20 protein-coding genes and 3 pseudogenes are annotated in these 20350 nt (G+C 63.1%); 7 read left to right on the top strand and 16 right to left on the bottom strand.

The window, feature by feature from the left end; all coding sequences use genetic code 11:
* Positions 1–9: 9 nt before the first annotated feature.
* The 4 genes from AC50X7_RS16605 to AC50X7_RS16590 all read right to left on the bottom strand — a co-directional run bounded on the left by AC50X7_RS16605 (position 10) and on the right by AC50X7_RS16590 (position 4190).
* Complete coding sequence (locus tag AC50X7_RS16605; RefSeq protein WP_494980022.1) at positions 10–246, bottom strand: hypothetical protein; 237 nt, start codon at positions 244–246, stop codon at positions 10–12.
* A 153-nt stretch (positions 247–399) separates the two neighbouring features.
* Positions 400–2004: a hypothetical protein gene (locus AC50X7_RS16600; protein WP_494980021.1), complete on the bottom strand. Its 1605-nt coding sequence runs from the start codon at positions 2002–2004 to the stop codon at positions 400–402.
* A gap of 459 nt (positions 2005–2463) precedes the next feature.
* Positions 2464–3249, bottom strand: a complete 786-nt coding sequence (locus tag AC50X7_RS16595) for a carbon-nitrogen hydrolase family protein (RefSeq protein WP_494980020.1) — start codon at positions 3247–3249, stop codon at positions 2464–2466.
* A gap of 41 nt (positions 3250–3290) precedes the next feature.
* Complete coding sequence (locus AC50X7_RS16590) at positions 3291–4190, bottom strand: APC family permease (RefSeq protein ID WP_494980019.1); 900 nt, start codon at positions 4188–4190, stop codon at positions 3291–3293.
* 207 nt (positions 4191–4397) lie between these two features.
* On the opposite strand from AC50X7_RS16590, the gene AC50X7_RS16585 reads away from it, so the two are divergent.
* Complete coding sequence (locus AC50X7_RS16585) at positions 4398–4601, top strand: helix-turn-helix domain-containing protein (RefSeq protein ID WP_494980018.1); 204 nt, start codon at positions 4398–4400, stop codon at positions 4599–4601.
* A gap of 317 nt (positions 4602–4918) precedes the next feature.
* Here the strand turns inward: AC50X7_RS16585 and AC50X7_RS16580 are convergent, their stop codons facing one another.
* On the bottom strand, positions 4919–5503 hold the full coding sequence (locus tag AC50X7_RS16580) for a hypothetical protein (protein WP_494980017.1): 585 nt from the start codon (positions 5501–5503) through the stop codon (positions 4919–4921).
* Between the two features lie 287 nt (positions 5504–5790).
* Positions 5791–6288 (bottom strand): annotated as a pseudogene (locus AC50X7_RS16575) (transposase); the annotation flags it as partial.
* Positions 6289–6727: 439 nt separating this feature from the next.
* Between AC50X7_RS16575 and AC50X7_RS16570 the strand changes: the two are divergent.
* Positions 6728–7237, top strand: a complete 510-nt coding sequence (locus tag AC50X7_RS16570; RefSeq protein ID WP_494980016.1) for a hypothetical protein — start codon at positions 6728–6730, stop codon at positions 7235–7237.
* Between the two features lie 674 nt (positions 7238–7911).
* On the opposite strand, the pseudogene AC50X7_RS16565 reads toward AC50X7_RS16570, so the two are convergent.
* Positions 7912–8514: pseudogene (locus AC50X7_RS16565) on the bottom strand (amino acid transporter); the annotation flags it as partial.
* On the opposite strand from AC50X7_RS16565, the pseudogene AC50X7_RS16560 reads away from it, so the two are divergent.
* Positions 8500–8668 (top strand): annotated as a pseudogene (locus tag AC50X7_RS16560) (PEP-utilizing enzyme); the annotation flags it as partial. The pseudogenes AC50X7_RS16565 and AC50X7_RS16560 sit on opposite strands and share 15 nt — an antisense overlap.
* A 2-nt stretch (positions 8669–8670) precedes the next feature.
* Here AC50X7_RS16560 and AC50X7_RS16555 read toward each other — a convergent pair.
* From AC50X7_RS16555 to AC50X7_RS16545, 3 genes are all read right to left on the bottom strand, one after another.
* Positions 8671–8814, bottom strand: coding sequence for an MFS transporter small subunit (locus AC50X7_RS16555; protein WP_494980015.1), 144 nt, complete (start codon positions 8812–8814; stop codon positions 8671–8673).
* A 1-nt stretch (position 8815) separates the two neighbouring features.
* On the bottom strand, positions 8816–10210 hold the full coding sequence (locus AC50X7_RS16550; RefSeq protein WP_494980014.1) for an OFA family MFS transporter: 1395 nt from the start codon (positions 10208–10210) through the stop codon (positions 8816–8818).
* Positions 10211–10470: 260 nt separating this feature from the next.
* The gene (locus tag AC50X7_RS16545) at positions 10471–10830 is read right to left on the bottom strand and encodes an oxidoreductase (RefSeq protein WP_494980013.1); all 360 of its coding nucleotides are present in this window, start codon (positions 10828–10830) and stop codon (positions 10471–10473) included.
* On the opposite strand from AC50X7_RS16545, the gene AC50X7_RS16540 reads away from it, so the two are divergent.
* Both AC50X7_RS16540 and AC50X7_RS16535 read left to right on the top strand, forming a co-directional pair.
* The gene (locus AC50X7_RS16540; protein ID WP_494980012.1) at positions 10784–11176 is read left to right on the top strand and encodes a hypothetical protein; all 393 of its coding nucleotides are present in this window, start codon (positions 10784–10786) and stop codon (positions 11174–11176) included. The genes AC50X7_RS16545 and AC50X7_RS16540 overlap by 47 nt on opposite strands.
* Positions 11145–11591, top strand: a complete 447-nt coding sequence (locus tag AC50X7_RS16535) for a 5-oxoprolinase subunit C family protein (protein ID WP_494980011.1) — start codon at positions 11145–11147, stop codon at positions 11589–11591. Before AC50X7_RS16540 ends, AC50X7_RS16535 begins: the two co-directional genes overlap by 32 nt.
* A gap of 85 nt (positions 11592–11676) precedes the next feature.
* Here the strand turns inward: AC50X7_RS16535 and AC50X7_RS16530 are convergent, their stop codons facing one another.
* Together AC50X7_RS16530 and hisC are read right to left on the bottom strand one after the other, a co-directional pair.
* Positions 11677–13089 carry an amino acid permease gene (locus AC50X7_RS16530; RefSeq protein WP_494980010.1) on the bottom strand — a complete coding sequence of 471 codons (1413 nt, stop codon included), beginning with the start codon at positions 13087–13089 and terminating at the stop codon, positions 11677–11679.
* Positions 13090–13141: 52 nt separating this feature from the next.
* The gene (gene hisC / locus AC50X7_RS16525) at positions 13142–14239 is read right to left on the bottom strand and encodes a histidinol-phosphate transaminase (RefSeq protein ID WP_494980009.1); all 1098 of its coding nucleotides are present in this window, start codon (positions 14237–14239) and stop codon (positions 13142–13144) included.
* A 93-nt stretch (positions 14240–14332) separates the two neighbouring features.
* Between hisC and AC50X7_RS16520 the strand changes: the two genes are divergently transcribed.
* Both AC50X7_RS16520 and AC50X7_RS16515 read left to right on the top strand, forming a co-directional pair.
* Positions 14333–14836, top strand: a complete 504-nt coding sequence (locus tag AC50X7_RS16520) for an Lrp/AsnC family transcriptional regulator (protein ID WP_494980008.1) — start codon at positions 14333–14335, stop codon at positions 14834–14836.
* Between the two features lie 120 nt (positions 14837–14956).
* Positions 14957–16615, top strand: a complete 1659-nt coding sequence (locus AC50X7_RS16515) for a thiamine pyrophosphate-binding protein (protein ID WP_494980007.1) — start codon at positions 14957–14959, stop codon at positions 16613–16615.
* A 78-nt stretch (positions 16616–16693) separates the two neighbouring features.
* On the opposite strand, the gene AC50X7_RS16510 is transcribed toward AC50X7_RS16515, so the two are convergent.
* The 4 genes from AC50X7_RS16510 to AC50X7_RS16495 all read right to left on the bottom strand — a co-directional run bounded on the left by AC50X7_RS16510 (position 16694) and on the right by AC50X7_RS16495 (position 20169).
* The gene (locus tag AC50X7_RS16510; RefSeq protein WP_494980006.1) at positions 16694–16819 is read right to left on the bottom strand and encodes a hypothetical protein; all 126 of its coding nucleotides are present in this window, start codon (positions 16817–16819) and stop codon (positions 16694–16696) included.
* Positions 16820–16916: 97 nt separating this feature from the next.
* A complete protein-coding gene (locus tag AC50X7_RS16505) occupies positions 16917–17684 on the bottom strand; it encodes a type 1 glutamine amidotransferase domain-containing protein (RefSeq protein WP_494980005.1) in 768 nt (255 codons plus the stop codon).
* A gap of 561 nt (positions 17685–18245) precedes the next feature.
* Positions 18246–19760, bottom strand: a complete 1515-nt coding sequence (locus tag AC50X7_RS16500) for an MFS transporter (protein WP_494980004.1) — start codon at positions 19758–19760, stop codon at positions 18246–18248.
* An 88-nt stretch (positions 19761–19848) separates the two neighbouring features.
* Entirely contained in the window at positions 19849–20169 is a 321-nt protein-coding gene (locus tag AC50X7_RS16495; RefSeq protein WP_494980003.1) for a GYD domain-containing protein, read from the bottom strand.
* Between the last annotated feature and the right edge of the window lie 181 nt (positions 20170–20350).

Here is a 20350-nt window from a genome sequence, read left to right as displayed (position 1 = left end):
GGTGCCGGCCTACCACCAGCGGTGCCCGCACTGTGGGTTCCGGCACGCCCACTCTGGCACGCCTCTTTCAATGATTCCGGTCGCTGGATACAGGCGTTCTTCTTCCATGACGACGCAGCCGGCAAAGACCGCTTTTGGGTACTGCTCTCTGGCATCGGGCATCATCATGCCGTACATGATGCGCCAAGATTCGCTGCCGCACGCCGGGCACATCTGCGTCTCTGGGGACTTCTTCGCTTTGATCATGTCTGCAATATAGCTGTCCGCGCTGACATTCCAACGAATTACAGGTTCTCTCAGTGCTTAGCGTTTTTTGTAATCCCACGCATGCCTTCCTTGGCCCTAGGAAAGGACGACACGGCGCGGGCCCTACATTGGGCATTCCGCTAAGCAGCCTCTTTATCGCCCCTTGAGCAAGCGGCTAAACGCAAACCAGAATGCTGCTGCCATCAGGGCACCGATGGCAAGGCCGCTGGGCACCATCCAAACATCCGGCCAGGGTTCCTGAAATTGCGCGACAGTAAGGCCGACAGGAACTGAAAAAGCCAAGATAGCCATAACCATGAGCAACCAGTTCATGGTGTCCTCAGCGCCGCGGGCAACCGCGGCGTTTGCTTCTGATAGTTCCGCTCTCGTGCTTACAAGCCTCTGTTCGATACGGCTGGTGCGAACTGCGTGGTCGTATACCTTTTGCAGCGTTCCATCGGCCGAGACGACTCCGCTCCAGTGCATCTGCTTGAAGGCATTTGTAGCCGGGTGATGGCCCAGCAGTTTTCCGAGTTCCTTTACTCGTTTGGGTTCTTCAACTGCTCCCGCTTCAAAGAGTGCGTTGTCGACCGCAGTTATGAGGGAACCCTGCATCTCGTTCAGGAGGAAAACATCCCGGTATCGGATGAAATTACCTTCGCCGTCGTGTGCAACTACCAGACCGGCTGGACCGACTGCGATAGAGGCTGCGTCCCTCGGCAACGGTATGTAGCTCACCTCTGCAGCGCTAGCGATATCATCGATATCTGTGACTCGGCCATCTAGGTCCTGCAAGTTGAACATGAGCAGTTGAAGCCTGTTGGCCACACCGATAGCCTCAGTTCGAGACTCTTCTTCTTCGTCCACAAAATCATTGCCCAAAATGATTTGGGTCATCAGTTTGCACGGCGGCAGCGTGCCATCCAGCGGCTCAATAGTTGCAACCGGTTCAAGCAGTGCACTGTAAAAATTGTATACATCCATACGGACATCATCGTTTTGATTGCTCGTGGTTTCGACCGAGGGCTCTTGTGGAATCTTGTCAAACTCCACGTCCGCAAGACCAACAGGCCGAGCGGGATATTTTCGTTCATCCGCATCCGCACGAGAGCGTGATTCGGACGTCACGTCATTGGTGGGTTCCACAAATTCCGCGCGTTCCCCCAGCTCATCTTCACGATCTGCAAATGAATCATTGATGTCAAACTCAGTGAGTAAGAAATCAATATCATCTAGGTCGGTGATACTTGAGTAATCTGCACTTCGACTTTTCGCTACGGCTGGATACAGTGCAAAGTCCCGCAGAACTTGCCTGAGCTCGTCCAGCTCCTCGAGGTCAACATCGGGCATGTGGCCCGGCAAGTAAAGCAGAAACCTGATTAGTGCAAGACCGTTGTTTGCATCTCCGTCATGTATGCGAACTAAGTCGACGCCGTCAAGCCCTACTACTCGACCACTGCCCAGGTGAATTTCATCGCCGCGGTCGCTGTCAAGGTCCGCTCCAAACCGAGTGTTCAAGAGCTCGCGTAACTTAGGGTCGACATCTTCGGGCGCACTGGAATCAAACCAACTGTCACCGGGCCGCCTGTACCAACGGCGATTAGCGGTTGCCGGAGAGAGCCAGTAGCTGAGGCGCTTATCCAAAGCTTTCCACTCTATAGGTGCCGTATCGATATGCGAGTCATAACGGCTTGGCAGCCTGCCTACATGCCAACCCGATTGTTCATCGGGATTAGCTGAAATAGTCACGGGAATCATGACTGCAATATCAATGTGACTTATCCCCATAATGGACCAGGCTTTCAAGGCTGACGGGAGACGTCGACGCAAAATCCAAGTCCCCAACTAATGATTCGTGCACCCGGAATCTAACATCAGGCGTGCAATTTCGCAAAATTGGTTGTTATGTATTACCTAATTCATGCTCAACGAGTGGCCTCCTGCTGCGCCTGTAGGAGGCTGAATTTCCTGCGACCAAGGCTCGAGGCCTTTCATCAGATGCACCCGGCTCTCGGAGACGCGCTCGGGCTCCGCTGGGTTCTGCGCTGGCTTGCTAACTAAGCGCCGCCATTCACTATGCGAGCACCACCTCCAAATCCTGTTTCTTCGGGTGCGAACCGTCGGGTGCGAATAGTCGTTGGGCACGCAACTGACTTTCTCGTTAGCGGTCTTGGCTACCCCGAAAGCTCGGACACGTCTTGCAGGGTACAGACCTGACTACAGCCGCCGCTGCCGGAACATCGGAAACGATTCCCGTACCCGGTCCACCGTCTCCAGCGAGACCTCGACCACCCGCACCCCGGGCTCCAGCCCGAGATCCGCCTCGACAACCCCCATCGGGTCCACCAGCACACTCCGCCCCACGGACACCGGCGGCGCCTGGCACACGCCCGCGACGTACGCGCTGTTCTCGATCGCACGGGCTGCGTTCAGTGCCAGCCACTGCTCCGTCTTATGCTCCCCCGGCACCCAGGACGAACACACCAGCAAAACCTGCGCGCCGGCGTCGGCCAGGGACCTAGCCAGCTCAGGAAACCGCAGGTCGTAACAGGTCATCAGCCCGAACCGCACTCCCCCGTCCTCGAACACCACCGGATCCGTGGACGGGCCCGGCTTGATGAACGCCGACTCCCCGAAGCCCTGCGCGTCGAAAAGGTGAATCTTCCGGTAGAAAGCCAACTTGCCGCCGTCGGGCCCGAACGCCACCAAAGTGTTGTACGCCCTGCCCGCCTCGTCCGAGGTTTCCACCACGCCCGCTACCAGCGCGATGCGGTGGCGGCGGGCGATAGCGGCGAGCTCCCGGCAGACGGGCCCGTCCAGCGGCTCGGCCACTGCCGGAAACGAGGCATCCACCTTCTTCTTCTCGTAGATGGCGTACTCGGGGAAGGCGACCAGCGCGGCGCCGTCGCGCGCTGCCTCGGCGGCGAACCGGTCGATCGCGGCGAGGTTGGCACGGATGTCGGCGCCCGACTCCAGCTGCCCCAGCGCAATCCTCACGAACATTCCTTCCCTCGGCCCGGTGGCCGCACTACAGACTGACAGGCTCAGGCCGCGGCCTCGACCGTCGCCTTCTCCGTGGCCGTCATCTCCGGCGGCGAGGCCTTGAAGCCGCGGGTGATCAGGGCCAGGACCACCACGCCCAGCACCAGCCAGGACACACCCAGCGTAATGGCGTTGCTGTCCAGCCGGGAGAGCAGGTAGGCGCAGATGACTGCACCGATCACCGGTACCACCACGTAGGACACCGGATTCAGCTGCTGCCCGGCCCGGCGCCGGCGCACATAGTGAAACACCACCGAGGCGTTCACCAGCGTGAAGGCGGTGAAGGCGCCAAAGTTGATGAACGACGTCGACGTGGCCACGTCCAGGAAGATCGCGATCAGGCCCACGACGCCGGTGACCACCAGGTTCGCCACCGGGGTGTGGAACTTCTCGCTGAGCCGGCCGAAGACCGCCTTGGGCAGGACGGAGTCGCGGCCCATCGCGTACAGCAGGCGCGAGGCGCTGGCCTGCGCGGCGAGGCCGGAGGCGAACTGCGCCACCACCAGGCCGGCCAAGAACACGGCACCGAACAGCTGCCCGCCGATCTGCAGGGCGATAGAGCTCGCCGCGGAGGCCGAGTCCTCGAACACGCCGCCGGGGTGGACCAGCTGTGTCACGTAGGACACCGCTACGAAGATGCCGCCGCCGATCAGGGCCACGAGCATGATGGCGCGCGGCACGGTCCGGCGCGGGTTGATGGTTTCCTCAGTGAGGGTGGTGACGGCGTCGAACCCCAGGAACGAGTACGCGGCGATCGCGGCACCGGCGGAGATGGTGGCGAAGCTGGCGGTGTCGTTGAAGAACGGCTGCCCGCTGGCCAGTCCCCCGGCACCGTTGGCGGACACCACGTTGCCGATGGCCAGCGCCACGAAGAACACGAGAACCAGCAGCTGGAACGCCATCAGCACTTGACCAGGGGCTAACAGCGGAACGCTGTATGTATCACTAGTAGAGCAGACAACTACGACGATTTTGGTTGGCATTGGTTCATGCCCCCGCGCCCCGAGCAGTCTTCAAAGGAGCAAACGCTCAGGTGGGCGGAACGCAGGGCACCGATCGGGGCTCGGATAAGGGATCTGCGAACAGAGCAGTTTCTCTCCTAGGAAGCTTTGGCCCTGGAGTCCGGATTGAGCCGGAACGTGATTAGCGGAACCGAGTGGGGGAAGAAGAGCGTGACTTACGAGCGACTTTGGGATATCGCCGACGTGCTTGAAGTACCAGTGACGGCGCTACTCCTCCCGCCGGATTCGTCAGTAAAGAAACGCCGTACCGAGGCGGCCGACGGAATCTGGGCCGTTACCCGGAAACTTTGAACAAATTGCCAGCAATACCCGGTGGTTAACCACCGTTTGCGGCAGGGTAGAAACATGCCATGAAGGGTCCAATCAAAATCTGGCGACCTTGCCCGACGTGCCGCGGGTAGGTCCGTCGATAGCGTATGCCATGCCTCTGCTCCAAAGGGAAGAGCGGCCAGGGGCACACCGCAACCTTACTGACCGCGCCACAAGTAAGTTCCAACGTCCGATTCACCGCCGTCTAACGCTCGAGTGAGTGCGGTGCTTCCCGGGCTGCACAAGGGATCAGCGTGTGGGGCGTCGGTGCTCCTCGCTATGGGTATCCAGTCTTTCTATTAGCCGTCCCTGTGAACGCTCAAGGACGCAATCTCATTCGTCCCGTCCGGCAATGCTCTCAGGCCGTCATCGCCCTCAGGGTCGCTCTCTAGGTGGTCAACAAGAGCGTTGTCTGCCGACTCAGTCAGCGACAGCACAATTATTGTGAATCTGGCTCTGTCTTCGATTTTGCGCCCTAGGATCACCGGGAAATTGAATTCACCGTTGCGCTGCTCGAGGCGGCTCGGTAAAGGGTAATAGTTCCGATCTTCCGCTTTGACGACTACCCATAACGTCGTCTTTGCTTCTTCGTAGCCCGTGACATTCAGAGTCACTCGCTGTTCTTGGCCGACAAGCGAGGCGCCAGGACCGGGGTGAGAGAAGGTCGCAGCCACCTTGGACTGGAATAGGGAGGAGACCCACGTATTGAACTGGGGTGATGTGAATGCCATAAAAATTGTCACCACACTGACGACTAGGACGGCGACGGCACTAGCTGTCTTGAGTGTCTTGTTCCGTTTACGCCGCTTGGGACCTGACGATGCTTTCTCGGCCGCCTTCAAGCCTAGATCGTCGGGACCGGCACCCTTGTCTTCGATAGCCATGAACCTATATTTACATGCAACTTCATTCCCAATGGGCGGCGCCGCGGCGTGGCATTTCAGGATCTAGCCACGCGTGCATCTTTTTCAGCTGTGGGCCACCCTCCCATTGAGCTGGTAGCTCCAGCATAGGAGTCACAAACCAAATAGCGCTGTTCACCTGTCCATCATCGTGGACATCCACCATTTCGGTGTTCCACCGCTCCGCCACGCACGATGGAACTACCGGCTGAGTTGCGGCATGCCGGTGATTCCTCGGTGGGCATCTGGATGACCTCTCGCGAATCGGCGCTAGGAATGGCAGGACCGATGAACCGGTAGCCGAATGCCGGGTCATCGGCGTGGACGTCGATCGCAGCGTTAATGGGGTGTGCTTTCTCCCAATCCCAAACCGGGACGGTATTGGATTCCCACTTTTAGAGGGCCTGTTTGGAGAAGTTCAGTACCCGGCAGGTCACCGCGACGGGAACACCGTCAGCGGCAAGGTCAAGGACCAGCGGGAACATCATTGTGAGTTGATGTGCCTAGACAGATACGCGACGTCCTGGCGCATGACGTCGGCTTCCTGTTCCAAAAGCTTGATGCGCTTCTCCGCTTCCCGCAGCTCGGCGGATTCTTCCTTCGCGGCCCTGGTTTTGGGTCCTTATCCTCGTCAGCTCTCTTCAGCCAACGGTGCAGTGCAGCCAGCGAAACGCGAAGTCCTTGGCGATCGTGGTCAGCGGTGCTTCGCCCTTGCGGGCAACCGCGACCTCGTCACGGCGGAACACTTCGGAATCGGCCTTGGGCATGATGAACATCCTTCCACCCGCGAGGTTAATCGTCACAGGTCAGGAGTCAACCAAACCTTTAGCAGTCCCAAAGCAGCTTTACCCTTGATTCCTCCGACCGTGACATTGCCTATCACTACGGATCCCCAGTAGTAGCGTTCACGCTGTCTGGCGAAGTGTGGGTCGAAAACACTGTTGCTGACATGTACAAAAGGTCTAACTACTGCTCATTCAGCCATGTGCAGGTAGACCCCTTATTGGGGCAACTAAGCCACACTCCTAAGCACCACGTGAAAGCTTTCTATTGTTCTTTCAGCCCTAGCCAGCGTCCAAGGAGCGACCTCCCGCTTAAGTTTCATGTCCGCACCCGTGTCATACACGTCCTGCCCATGATCCCGTGACGATACTGTCAGTAGCGATGGGTGCTCAGCCAGTGAGCGCAAGTAGAAGGCAGGTACTAGTGTCCACATCAGACGAGCGGAGCCAGCAACAACTTGGTGGGGGCAAGGGGCTTAAGGACTACTCAGCTCACCTTGAAGCTGCACTTAAGGCAGGAAAGTTGGGTCGAGAGGATCTGCGGAATATATACACCGTAAAGAGCCAAATTTTCCTTTCCGATAACAACAGAATATGGACCACAGCCGCTATCGTGATTCCGTTGGCCTTTGGTGCTGCTGCCGCTCTTGAAGCCAATAAGGACGCGACCTCCTCGCAGCGCTTGATGGCAGGATTCGTTGGACTGGCGCTATTAGTCCTATGGAATGTGTTCGCTGACCGCCACAGAGCTCTCCAAGATCGCTCCCAATCTTGGCTGAGCTCTATCGAGAAGATTTACGGCTGCCCTCGTGAATCAGTAGGCGGGATCTCCAGCGGCGGGTGGAAGTCGATCCGCGTCTACCGTTGGCTTTTAGCGGCCCTTTTTGCCTCCTATCCCATTTTCAATCTAGTAATGGTGTTGCGCGGGGCCTAGGCCCGGGACACCGTGCTTATTCCTTTAGACGGCGCACAGCACTTTTTGTGACCTCACTCTCGCTGTCCGTGTCTTCAGCCGGCCCACGCAAGCCGTCGGCAAGGTCAGGCCCGAACAGGTCTGGGGCCATGCAAGACGAACGGGTCCATCTGAGATTCGAGCACCGTACGCGTTGGGCACGTACAGTTGCACATCTATAACGTCTTTAGGTCCTTTGACTAGAGTCTTTCGCAGGGCCGCCCGGACGGGCGGGAGCGTCTAAAGGGATCGCTGATGGTCCTAGCGCTATTGGCATCCATGGATGTATTTGTCGAGCTAGCCGGACATCGAAATGCTTACCCGGGAGGTCAGCCGCTGACACCTGCGATGGTCAGTGCAAATCATCTGGCTGCAACTGACGTCCTTGGCAACCTCGATGTTCTCCAATGGTTACAACTTCCTGTAGCCGGCAGCTTCACGCCCGCGCACTATTCTTCGGAATCACTCCGAGATTGGGGCAGCCCCCGGCTAATCCTCTTTCGGGCTGATTGGCTGGGTCTCATGGTGACGGGCGGCTGCAGCCGGAGAGTCGGTGGCCAACTTGGCCTCACAGGATGCATCATGCAAGGGCGCGCCAGGCGGTAGCCTGACGCACCCCGGTAAGCGCGGGACTTACGAACGGGTCCAGCATCGGTTCAGTCGATGAGCACCTCCTGCTTTCCACTGTCCGAAATTCAGCGCGGCCCACAACCTTCCCGCCGCGGTGGTTCACCCAGTTCGCCACCGCAAGGAGCGCCACGAGTCCGAACAAACTCAGAAGCTGAGGACGGGAGTCCTCACCGATGAAGCCCACCGTGAATATCGCCGCGAGGATGAGCAGGCCAAGACCCGTGAGCCACGGGAAGCCCGGCATCCGCAGGGGAAGTTCCGTCACCTCGCGGTCGGCACGAAGGCGCAGCGCCAGCTGGGCCAGGAGCGCGGACGTCCACACCACCAGGCACGTGGAGCCCACGCCATACATGCGGCCTCCAGAACGCGGCGAACGGGCTCCTCAATCCTTCAGAGCCCACAGGAACCACAGCCGCAATCACAAAGACCGCCCCGATAAAGAACACCGCGACGCGAAAAGGCACTGTCCTGACTGCCTTCTTCACGCTGCGGGCGGGCTCCGCCGTCTCTGCTGCTGCCACGGACACAATCTCGGTGCCCTCGAAGGCGAACGCCAACACAAACAGCGCCGTGGCAATACCGGCGAAATTGCTAGGCGCGAAGCCGTCGCCCGCATGACGGCGAGCGCCCTAGTGATGGAATGGGCGGCGTCATCTCCCACGGGGCGGTGGTGGCCCGCGCGTCTGGCATCCCCGCGGTGGTGGGGGTCACGGATGCCACACGCGCCAGCCCGACGGCCAGGGCTCAACAGTCGACGGGGCCGCCGGAACCGTCACCTGGTGAAGTTACCCGAACAGCGCCGCCACCCGGGTCAGGGTTTGGTAGATCCCGTAGGCCAGCGGGACGCCCACAAGCGCCCAGGCGATGGCGAGTTTGCCGGCGGACACTTTGGCGGGCGCCTGCGCGCCGGGGGTGTGTGCTGTGCTCATCTCAGGCCTCCATGGCAGGTTCTTGGGCCCGTCCGCGGTCCGGGCGGGGTTCGTGGAATCGTGCGTCCACCGGCTTGACCATCAGGTTGGCCAGGAAACCGATCACCAGCAGCGCCACCATGGTCAGCAGCGCCGGCTGGTAGGAGGCGGCATCCAACTGGCCGGGCTTGCCCTGCGCGTCGAGGAAGGCGTTGACAATCAGCGGCCCGGCCACCCCGGCAGCGGACCAGGCGGTGAGCAGCCGGCCGTGGATGGCGCCCACCTGGTAGGTGCCAAAGAGGTCCCGCAGGTACGCCGGCACGGTGGCGAAACCGCCGCCGTAGAAGGAAATGATGACGAACGCCAATGCCACGTACAGGACCGTAGTGGTGAAACCCGCCAGCGCCAGCACCGTGTAGAGGACTGCACCGACGCCCAGGTACACCATGTAGATGCGCTTGCGGCCGGTGACGTCGGAGGTGGCGGACCACACGAAGCGCCCCGCCATGTTGCCGATGGACAAAAGCCCCACGAAGCCTGCGGCGACGGCGGCGCTCACCAGGGAGACGCCGTCGGACTGGCGGAAGAAGTCCTGGATCATCGGCGCGGCCTGCTCCAGGATGCCGATGCCCGCGGTGACGTTGCAGAACAGCACAATCCACACCAGCCAGAACTGTTTGGTCTTCACGGCGTTCCTGGCCGAGACGTTCTCCGTGGTGACCAGCTTGGCGGCCTTTACCTTGGCGGGGTCGAACCCTGCCGGCTTCCAGCCGTCGGCGGGGACCTTGATGGTGAAGGCGCCGAACAGCATGTACGCAAGGTAGACGGCGGCGAGGGTCAGGAAGAGTTTGCCCACGGCATCGCCGCTGGCCACCCAGTCTTTGGCGCCGGAGTTGGGGTCGTACATTTTGAGCAGCGCCGTGGAGACGGGGCTGGCAATCAGCGCGCCGCCACCGAAGCCCATAATGGCCATCCCGGTGGCCAGGCCGGGCCGGTCCGGGAACCACTTGATCAGTGTGGACACAGGCGAGATGTAGCCGATGCCCAGCCCGATGCCGCCCACCACGCCGTAGCCCAGGTACACGAGCCACAGCTGGTGGGTGAAGATGCCGAGCGATCCGATCAGGAAGCCGCCCACCCAGAACATGGCGGAGGTAAACATGGCCTTGCGCGGACCGTTCCGGTCCACCCAGGTGCCCATGATGGCGGCGGAGAGGCCCAGCATCACAATGGCGATGGAGAAAATCACGCCGATCTCGGTCAGGCTGGCTTCAAAATGCTTGACCAGCGCCGTCTTATACACACTGGTGGCGTAGGCCTGGCCGATGCAGAGGTGGACGGCGAGCGCCGCGGGCGGCACGAGCCAGCGGTTGAATCCCGGTGGGGCAACAGTTCGTTCTCGGTCCAGCCAGCCCATAATGCTCCCTTGCTTATAGAAAACGTCGGTGTCCTTCAGCTGCCCCCGCGCATACCACTCCAGAGGCGAAAATCCCTCTTATGGCGCCGCGGCCTCCGGCGATTATGGTCCAGATACTAAGCCAACGTATCTTTGATGCGCCGGGCGGTGAGGAATCCGCGGTGAACGGCGCAGGGGGCAGCTGACGGGTGCGCGGATCAATGTTCGACGCCGGCACGGGCGCCTGGGTGCGTGGCGCCGTCCTCGCACCGGATTCCTGTTTACGCCTGGTCCTCCAGCTCCCAGTCCTTGACGTCCGCGAAAGGCGCGAAAACGGAAGGATCGAGTTCCTCGAACTCCAGGTTGTTCCGGACCAGGTGCGGCCAATTCCGGTTGGCCAGGGCAGCCTTGCCAAGTGCAACCACGCCCGCCGCGCCGTCTGCCAGCATGGACACGGCAGTGTCGGGATCGTCCAACTGCCCGTTGGCGATCACGGGCAGGCCCGAGTACTTCTTCGCCAGGGCAGCAAGGCTTTCCTGAGCATCGGCGAAGGCTGGCTCGGTGGCCCGGTACTCGGTGGTGTGGACAAAGTCGATGCCCGCAGCGCCCAGCGTCCCGAAGATGAGTTCGGCTTCTTCCACTCCCCCGAACGGGGAGTCACAGCCCCAATGGATCCGCCTGTTTCTGATGGCCGGGGACCAGCTCTCCTTCGGCGTCATCCAGGGCGGCACCCGCTACTACATTGCGGTCCAGGGCGGCATCGACGTCCCGGAGGTGCTCGGTAGCCGCTCCACGTACAGCCTCGGCGGGATCGGCGGGTTCAAGGGCCGCAAGCTCGAGGCGGGCGACGTCGTCCCGGTGGGCGCTCCCCTCAACGGCGGAAATCTCCCCGAAGCCGAGACTGTTCCGGAGGAATTCCGCCCCCATTTATGCCAAGGAGCAGGAAGTCCGGATCGTGCTGGGGTTGTACGACCACCGCCTCACTGACGAAGGCCTGGGCAATCTCCTGAATGGGGAATGGCAGGTGACGCCTGTGGCCGACCGGATGGGTCTGCGCTATTCATGCCCCGGGGTGAAGTGGAAGGAGCGGGAACAGCCATTCGGCGCCGACTCGGATCCTTCCAACATTGTGGACGCAGGGTACGCCGTAGGGTCCATCCAGATACCCGGGGGCACCCAGCCCATCATCCTGCACCGCGATGCCGTCTCCGGCGGCGGCTATGCCATGGTAGGCACCGTTATTAGCGCCGACATGGATCTGGTTGCCCGGGCGGCCCCCGGAACAGTAACGCGGTTCGTGGCCGTCAGCCTTGCTGATGCCCTGGAGGCCCGCAGGGGTCTCGCCGAACTGCGGAACAAAGCGTGGCCGGCACTGGTGAAGGTTGGGGCACCTGACCGGTAGGCCCGGTTTGCGAAGGGCGCGCCCGGCCCAAGCCAGACGCGCCCTTCATGTCCCCTGAACGGGAGAAGTAGTTCGAGCCCCTGGTTCAGTCGATGAGCACCGGCTGCTGTGCACCCTCCGGCGCTTCAGCGCCGCCCGCGACTTTTCGGTTCCGGTGGTTCATCCAGCACCCCACCGCCAGAACCGCCACGAGTCCGAAAGTGCTCAGGAGCTGGGGACGGGAATCCTCGCCGATGAAGCCCACCGTGAAGATCGCCGCGAGGATGAGCAGGCCAAAGCCCGTGAGCCACGGGAAGCCGGGCATCCGCAGGGGAAGTTCCGTCCCCTCACGGTCGGCACGCAGCCGCAGCGCGAGCTGGGCCAGGAGCGCGGACGTCCACACCAGCAGGCAGGTGGAGCCCACAATGTTCAGCAGGACGCCAAGGACCATCTCGGGGAATGCCAGCTCCAGCACCACGGTGACAACACCGAACGCGACGCTGGCCAGGACTGCCACAACCGGGACCCGGGCCTTGGACACCGCAGCAAGCACGCGAGGTGCCTCACCCCGCTCCGCGAGGGAGTACGCCATCCGGGATGCGCCGTAAAGGTTCGCGTTGAGCGCGGAGAGCAGTGCTGCGACGGCCACCAGCGTGATGGCGGTGGCCGCACCGGGCATGCCGGCGGCCTCCAACACGGCGGCGAACGGGCTCTTCAGCCCATCCGAACCGACAGGAACCACAGCCGCGATGATGAAGATGGCACCGATGTAGAACACCAGGATGCGCCACAGCACCGTGCGGACTGCCTTCTTCACGCTCCGGGCCGGCTCCGCCGTCTCGGCTGCGGCCACGGACACAATCTCGGTGCCGCCAAACGCGAAAGCCACCACAAAGAGTGCCGTGGCGATCCCGGCGAAACCGCTCGGGGCAAAGCCCTCTCCCATGAAGTTGGACAGGCCCGGCGACTGGACGCCCGGCAGCCAGCCGAAGAGAAGCGCAGCGCCCACAGCCAGGAACGCGACGATTGCCGCCACCTTGAGCAGGGCGAACCAGAATTCGAACTCGCCGAAGTTCTTCACACTCGTCAGGTTCACCGCGGTCAGCACCACGATGAACACGAAGGCCATCAGCCACACCGGCAGTGCCGGGAAGATCGTGGCCAGCAATCCTGCCGCACCAAGCGCTTCGGCCGCGATGACCACCACCAGCTGCAGCCACCACAGCCAGCCCACCGTGGCACCGGCCACCGGCCCGTACGCTTTGGCGGTGTAGACGGAGAAGGCGCCGCTGTCCGGGTTGGCGGCCGCCATCTCACCGAGGGCCCACATCACCAAGATGATGAGCGTGCCGGCCACGAGGTAGGAGACCAGCACGGCCGGACCAGCCGCCTGAATACCCGCGCCGGAGCCGATGAAGAGACCCGCGCCGATGGCGCTTCCGAGGCCCATCATTGTGAGCTGGCGTGGTTTGAGGGCCGCACCGAGGGCGCGGGCAGACGTCTTTGTCTGTTGTTCCATGGGAATTCCTCTAATTAGTAGGACGGATTGGAGTTGGGGGGACAAAGAATTTTCAGGCCGCGTGGGCTTCGAGGAGCCGGAGCACGCGGTCGTTGGAAGCGGCGTCGGCAACGGTGATCCGCACGCCGTCGCCCTGGTACGCCCGGACCAGGATGCCTGCGCCGTCGAACGCCTCCATCAGCCTCGTCCGGAGCTCGTCGTCGGCACGGATCCACAGGAAATTGCCCTGGCTCGGCTCCAGCTTCCAGCCCCGGGCTGCCAGCTCCCGAGACATCCGTGCACGCTCCTGCTTGACGACGGCGACTCGCTCCTCCATCTCCTCCCCCGCATCCAGCGAAGCGACGGCCGCCTTCTGGGCCAGCGTGCTCACGGAAAAGGGCAGCGCGGTCCGGCGCAGTCCCTCGGCAATAAGCGGCGCGGCCACGGCGTACCCCACGCGCAGGCCGGCCAGTCCGTAGGCCTTCGAAAACGTGCGCAGGATGCAGACATTCGGGTACTGGCGGTAGAGGGCTAGGGAGTCGGGGCCGCTGCCCGCCTCGGCGTATTCCACGTAGGCCTCGTCGATCACCACGAGGATGTCGGAGCGGACGGCGCGAAGGAAGGCCTCGATGCGTTCGTGGCTGATCGGGACGCCGGTGGGATTGTTGGGGGTGCAGAGCAGGATCACCTTGGTGCGCTCGGTGACCGCCGCCGCCATGGCATCGAGGTCGTGGCCCTCCAGATGGTCTAGCGGGACGCGGACCGGCCGGGCGCCCGCAAGCTCCACCAGGATGGGGTAGGCCTCGAACGAGCGCCACGCGAAAACAACCTCATCCCCGGCGTCGCACAGCCCGGTGATGATCTGCTGGAGGACGCCCACGCTGCCGGGCCCCACTGCGATCTCCCCCGCGGTGACGCCCAGGTGCCGGGCAAGCCGTTCGCGGAGTTCGACGGCGGCGCTGTCCGGGTAGCGGTTCATGGTGCCGGCCGCCGCGGCCACCGCAGCCGCGGCAGCGGGCAGCGGCTCGTAATGGCTTTCGTTGCTGGCGAGGGCTGCGATGTCCGCGCCGGCACCCCGGCGGCCCGGGACGTAGGACGGAAGCCCGGCCACGGCGCCGCGAAGGGTGGGCAGCGCGGTGTCCGGCCTTGTCAAGAGTTGTTCAGGGGTCATGGGCACCGATCATGGTTGTGACTCGGCCCACATAGCAAGATACGCTTTTGTGCTTGGGACTTCTGCTCAACTTCTAGTAGCTCTGGTGAAAATATGACCATCTCGAATGCTCGCACCCTCGATTCGCTCGACGGCCGGATCATCCTGGCCCTCGACAAGGACCCCGAAGCCAGCGCCCTGGCACTTTCCCGGACACTCGGCGTCGCACGCAACACCGTCCATGCCCGGCTGGCACGGCTGGAGCGCAGCGGCGCACTCCGCTCGTTCAGCCGGCGGCTGGACCCCGCAGCGCTCGGCTACGAGCTCATGGCCTTCCTCTCACTGGAAATCAGCCAGACGCGGTTCGGCTCCGTGGAGAGCGGCCTCGCAGCGATCCCGGAAGTCATCGAGGTGCACGCCACCACCGGCGACGCGGACCTCATGGCCAAGGTGGTGGCCCGCGGCACCGCCGACCTCTACCGCATCACCAACCAGATCCTGGAAATCGACGGGATCCAGCGGACCAGCACCGCCATCTCCGTTATGGAGCTCATGCCGCCCCGGTACGACGGGCTCATCAGCCGCCTGTCCGAGCAGGAAGGCCGCCCCTCCGACTAGAAATAGGTGACGCCGGCCACAACTTGGGCAGATTGTCACTTGCTGCTTCTTCTACTGCCAAAAGTCCCAGCAGTATCGAGCGGTATTGCAAACGTGAGACGCAGGCCACACGATTCCTGCATGACTTCACTTACCGTCTCCGGCCGTGTGGCACAGGTTCTCAACAGCTACCTCAGCGATGTCTTCGGCGTTATGGGCAACGGAAACGTCTACTTCCTGGACGCCGCCGAAAAGCTGGGCCTCCGTTTCTCCCCGGTCCGCCACGAAGGCGCCGCCATCGCTGCGGCCGACGCCTACTACCGCACGTCCGGACGTCTCGCAGCGGGCACCACCACCTATGGACCCGGCTACACCAATGCCCTCACCGCCCTCGCCGAGGCGGTCCAGGCGCAGATCCCCGTCGTGCTGGTCACCGGGGACGCTCCGACCAGCGGAGCCCGTCCGCAGGACGTCGACCAGGCGGCAATCGCCGCCGGCCTGGGCGCGGCAACCTTCACCGTCACCCGGGAAACCGCCGGCTCCATCACCCGGCAGGCCGTGGAGTACGCGCTTACCCAGCGCACCGCCGTCGTCATTGCCATTCCCTACGACCTCGCGGCCCTCGAAGCTGAGGACGAAGAGGTTACCGCGCCTTTGGCACCCCGCGTAACGGACGACGGCGGCGCGGACCTTGGGCAGGCAGCCCGCCTGCTCGCCGAGGCCGGGCGGCCGTTGATCCTCGCCGGCCGCGGGGCGCACCTCGCCGGCGCCGGGCCGGAACTCCGCGAACTCGCCGACCGCCTCGGCGCACTGACCGCCGGAACCGCCCTCGCGCTCAACCTCCTCAAAGGCGAGGGGTACCTGGGCGTCGCGGGCGGTTTCGGCACCGACACCGCCGCCGGGCTCATGGGCGAGGCCGACGTGATCCTGGTGGCCGGGGCGAGCCTGAGCCCCTTCACCATGCGGTTCGGGCACCTGCTCGGCCCGGACAGCACCGTCATCCAGATCGACACCGCCCTGCAGCCCACGAACCCCCGGGTGGACCTGTTCGTCAGCGCTGACGCGAAGTCCGCCGCGGCACGTCTTCTGTCGTTGCTTGATGACGCGGCTTCGGCTCAAGGTTGGCGTGCGGAAGCCTCTCGTCGCTTGGCTGCGGGACCGGGGCACCACCCGGGCTCGGACGAGACGCCGGACGGCCGGCTGGACCCGCGCTCCCTCGCCACGGCACTCGACACCGTGCTGCCGGAACGCCGCACGGTGGTCCAGGACGGCGGGCACTTCGTGGGCTGGGCGCCTATGTACTGGGACATTCCGCGGCCGCAGGACCTGGTGATGGTGGGGACCGCGTTCCAGGCGATCGGGCTGGGCCTGGCCAGCGCCGTGGGGGCGGCCCGTGCCGTGGAGGGCGGCCGCACCCTGGTGCTGGCCTCCGGCGACGGCGGTTTCCTGATGGGCCTGGCCGACCTCGAATCGCTGATCGGCGCGGCCCACAGTGCGATTGTGGTGATCTACAACGACGCCGCCTACGGCGCCGAAATCCACCAGTACGGCTCGCAGGGCCTGATCGAAAAGCCCATGCTGATCCCGGAAGTGGACTTCAGCGGGATTGCGCGGGCTTTGAGTGCGGACTCTGCGGTGATCCGTTCCCTTTCAGACCTTTCAGCGCTGACGGACTGGATCGACGCCGGCGCCAAGGGAACCTTCGTTGCCGACTGCCGGATCACGTCCACCGTCCGCGCCCCGTGGCTGAGCGAGTGGATGGCGGCTTCGCAGGCCGCGAAGGCTGCGGTGGCGGGGTAGCTAACTAGTGCCCCAGCTACCGGTTTTTAGCGGAGCATCGCCCAAGGTCGAAGTCACGCACTTCCGCAGATCAATTAGCTACTCATGAGGTTCATCGGCCCGGGCCTCACCTTCATCTGCACCTTGCTTGTCGTGAACCTTTTTCGGGATCTTGCCCTCAACGTCAGCGGGCACGGGAGGGTCCTTCTCATCATCAGTAGACATAGGCCAAGCCTAAGCTGCGCCCCGTTTGTCGCCGCATGTGCAACAACTGACGGCCGCCCGTCATTGGGGTGGCCGTCAGTTTCAGTGCCCTGCTGGGTTACTGCTCCGCTTCCACGGCAGCCGCCTTGATAGCGTCCTTCTCGGCGCGCAGGGCCTCGGCGTCGTGCTGTTCCTCGGCCTTTTCCTGATGGATGACCTCTGCGAAAAGCTTCTCCATCTCCTTGGCCACACCGGCAGCCGACGCCGGGTTCTGGCCGGTCACCAGCCGCTCGTCAACAACAACCTTTTCCTCGAAGACACCGGCGGAGACGTGGATGGCACCCTGTTCCGCGAGCCGGTCCGCCAGGAAGAACGGGATGACCTTGTCCTTCCCTGCGGCAACCTCCTCGTCGTTGGTGAAGGCGGCCACCCTTCGGCCCTCGACGAGGCGAAGCCCGTTCTCCAATTCCACGTTCAGCAGGCCGGCCGGTCCGTGGCAGACCGCGCCCACCAGACCCCCGGCGTTGTAGACGCTGGCCACCAAATTCTGCAGGCCTTCGCTGTCCGGGAAGTCCCACATGGTGCCGTGGCCGCCCACGAGGTAGACGCCGTCGTACTGGTGGGGATCAACGACGTCGACGCGGGCAGTGTTGTAGAGGCCGGCGCGCGTGGTCTCATCCTCTGTGAAGGCAACCTGGATGGGGTCTTTCGTGTCCACCTCGTCGCGCGGGGGCTGGCCGCCCTGGATGGACGCAAAGTCGACGAAATGTCCGGAATCCTTGAACACCTTCCAGGGATGTGCAGCTTCGGCCACGTTGTAGCCGGTCTTCTCTCCCGTATCGCCGATCTCGGAAACGCTGGTCAGTACCATGAGGATTTTCTTCATGAAGTGCTCCTTTCGTCCACCTCCCACCCTACGCCCAGCCCGATTTCAGCCCGTATCAGTGAATTTGCGAATGAATCATAGAACGCGCATGTTGGAAGTATGCGCAGGTCAAACGGCAGAACCTCCAAGGAACCCTCAAGAATGGCGCAAATAATCCTCTCGATGGATAAAAGCCCTTCCACATGGCGTTGCTGCTTTCTAAGGTGGTTCCACAAGCTTGACGAAGGGGACGTTCTTGATAATCACTGACGTGTCGGAGGACAGTGGCCGCAATGGAGCCAGGGCCGTGGGGCCTGTACGCCCAGGTAAAACACCTGCGGGCCTAAAACCGGGATCCGCGGCACCACCAGCGGTCCGCCGGCCCCTTCCTGCTCCGCCAGGCAAAGGACCCACCGCCTCACAGGCACCCGCCAGGACCAGCGGCCGCGAGCGTGAAGTTCAGCGGCTGATTTACGATCTCGCCCTCCTTGCAGCCCGGCAGGACTCACAAAACTTCGAGTAGGGGCCACGCCAACCAACCTTGCGACGCAAAACCAGCGGGCCGCCGTCGTACGTCCTGCCTCACATCACCGTCGGCTTCCCCGGCCCGGGCTTGTGGGACGCCCGTGCGATCTCGAAGCTGCTCTCGAACGGCAGCGAGTCCATGTCCAGGAGCGGGTTGTTGTCCTGCGTCTCCACCAGCCTCCGCGCGGCTTCCTCCGAATCGACGCTGGGCATGGACCCGGGCAGGTGCCGCCCGGCCGATTCGGGCAGGAACCGGATGGCCACAGCCGCAATCGCGGCCACAGCCATGAGGTAGTACGCAATCGCCATGTCGTCGCCGGTCAGCCCGATCAGGGCCGCGATGATGAACGGGGCCGTTCCGCCGAAGATGGCCACCGCCAGGTTGTAGGCGATGCCCATGGCGGAGTAGCGGTGCTCGGTGGGGAACAGCGCCGGCAGCGCCGAGGCGAGGTTCGGCACCGAGAACGCCACCGGGAAGGCGATCAGTGCCAGGCCCAGCAAAGTCATAGGCAGGCTGCCCACCGCTATCGCCAGGAACGCCGGAACCGCAAACACCACTGTGCTGAAGGCCCCGATCCACAACACCCGGCGGCGGCCGATCCGGTCCGAGAGAAGCCCGGTAAACGGGATGCACAGCGCCATGGCCACCAGGACCGGGATGGTCAGCAGCGTCCCCTCCACCTCGCTGTACCCCTTGTTGCTGGTCAGATACGTGGGCATGTAGGAGGTCAGCGCGTAGGCCACGGTGTTGGCCGCCGCCGCCAGGATCATGGCCAGCACGATCGGCCGCCAGTGCGCCTTCAAAATCCCGATCGGGCCAACGGGGCGCAGCTCTTCCCCTGTTTCGGGATGCTTGGCGGCCACGGCTTCGGCTTCCATGGTGGCTTTGAAGGCTGCCGATTCCTCGATCTTCATCCGGAAGTAGACGGCCACGGCACCCAGCGGACCGGCCACCAGGAACGGGATCCGCCAGCCCCACGCCTCCATCTGCTCCTGGCCCAGCGTCAGCTGCAGGACGGAAACCACCAGCCCGCCCGCCGCGAAACCAAGGTAGCTGCCCATGTCCAGGAAGCTCACGTAGAAGCCCCGGCGGCGGTCAGGTGAATGCTCGCACACAAACGTGGTGGCTCCCGAGTATTCACCGCCGGTGGAAAAGCCCTGAACCAGCTTGAGGACCACCAGCAGCACCGCCGCCCAGATGCCCAGCACCGCGTACCCGGGAAGCAGGCCGACGGCGAACGTCGCTATCGCCATGAGCATCAGCGTCATGGCCAGCACCTTCTGGCGGCCGATCTTGTCGCCCAGCCAGCCGAAGAAGATGCCGCCCAGCGGCCGGGCGATGAAGGTGGCGCCGAACGTCCCCAGCAGGAACAGGTTCTGCACGGCCCTGTCCGCCTCGGGCAGGAACACCGGCCCCATGGTGGTGATGAGATAGCCGAACACCCCAACGTCGTACCACTCCATCGTGTTGCCCACGATGGTCCCGCCCAGCGCCTTCTTCAGCGTCCGGCGGTTGACGACGTTGACGTCCGATACCTGCAGCCGCCGCTGCTGTCCTTTGTGCTCTGTCATGGCCTGCTCACCGCCACCTCAATCTCTAAGCTGGGCACGCGCCGTCGTAATGTACGACGGCGGGGGCTCGCCGATGTGGGAACGCGCCCTACTTTCCCGGGGCACGGTAGGAAGGCGTCATTTTGGCCGCCTCATCGATGTCTTCCACGGTGAGGAGCGGCTTCAGGCGGACGTTGACGTTCCCGGACGAATTGATCAGCAGCGACAGTGCTGCGGCGCTTGCATCGTCCGGCGCCTCAAAAACGCCCAGGACGTCGTAGTAACCAAAGGCGTAGTAGAAGCTTTCCAGCGTTCCGCCGACGGACTTCAACGCCTCCGCCAGGGCATCGCGCCGCCTGGTGCCGCCTTCCTGCATAAGCCCCTTGATGCCCTGGCCTACGTACGTTGCTTCGAACAGATACTTCGGCATGGTCTTTTCCTTCCGTGGACACGGGGCGGCTGACCCCGTTACCGCAGAAACTATGCCTCCGGCTACGGCCGGTCAATATGCTGTGATACCCATGCTGCGCGCACCCCTTAAAGCCGCGGGGGGGGGGTGGGGAGGTTTTGGCGGGGGAAAAACGAGCGACCTGTGGGGGGGGAGGCGCTCC

This window comes from Pseudarthrobacter sp. Hb11 (genome assembly GCF_059383655.1).
The sequence above is the reverse complement of the archived record's forward strand: the minus strand, read 5'-3'. Positions and strand labels throughout refer to the sequence as shown.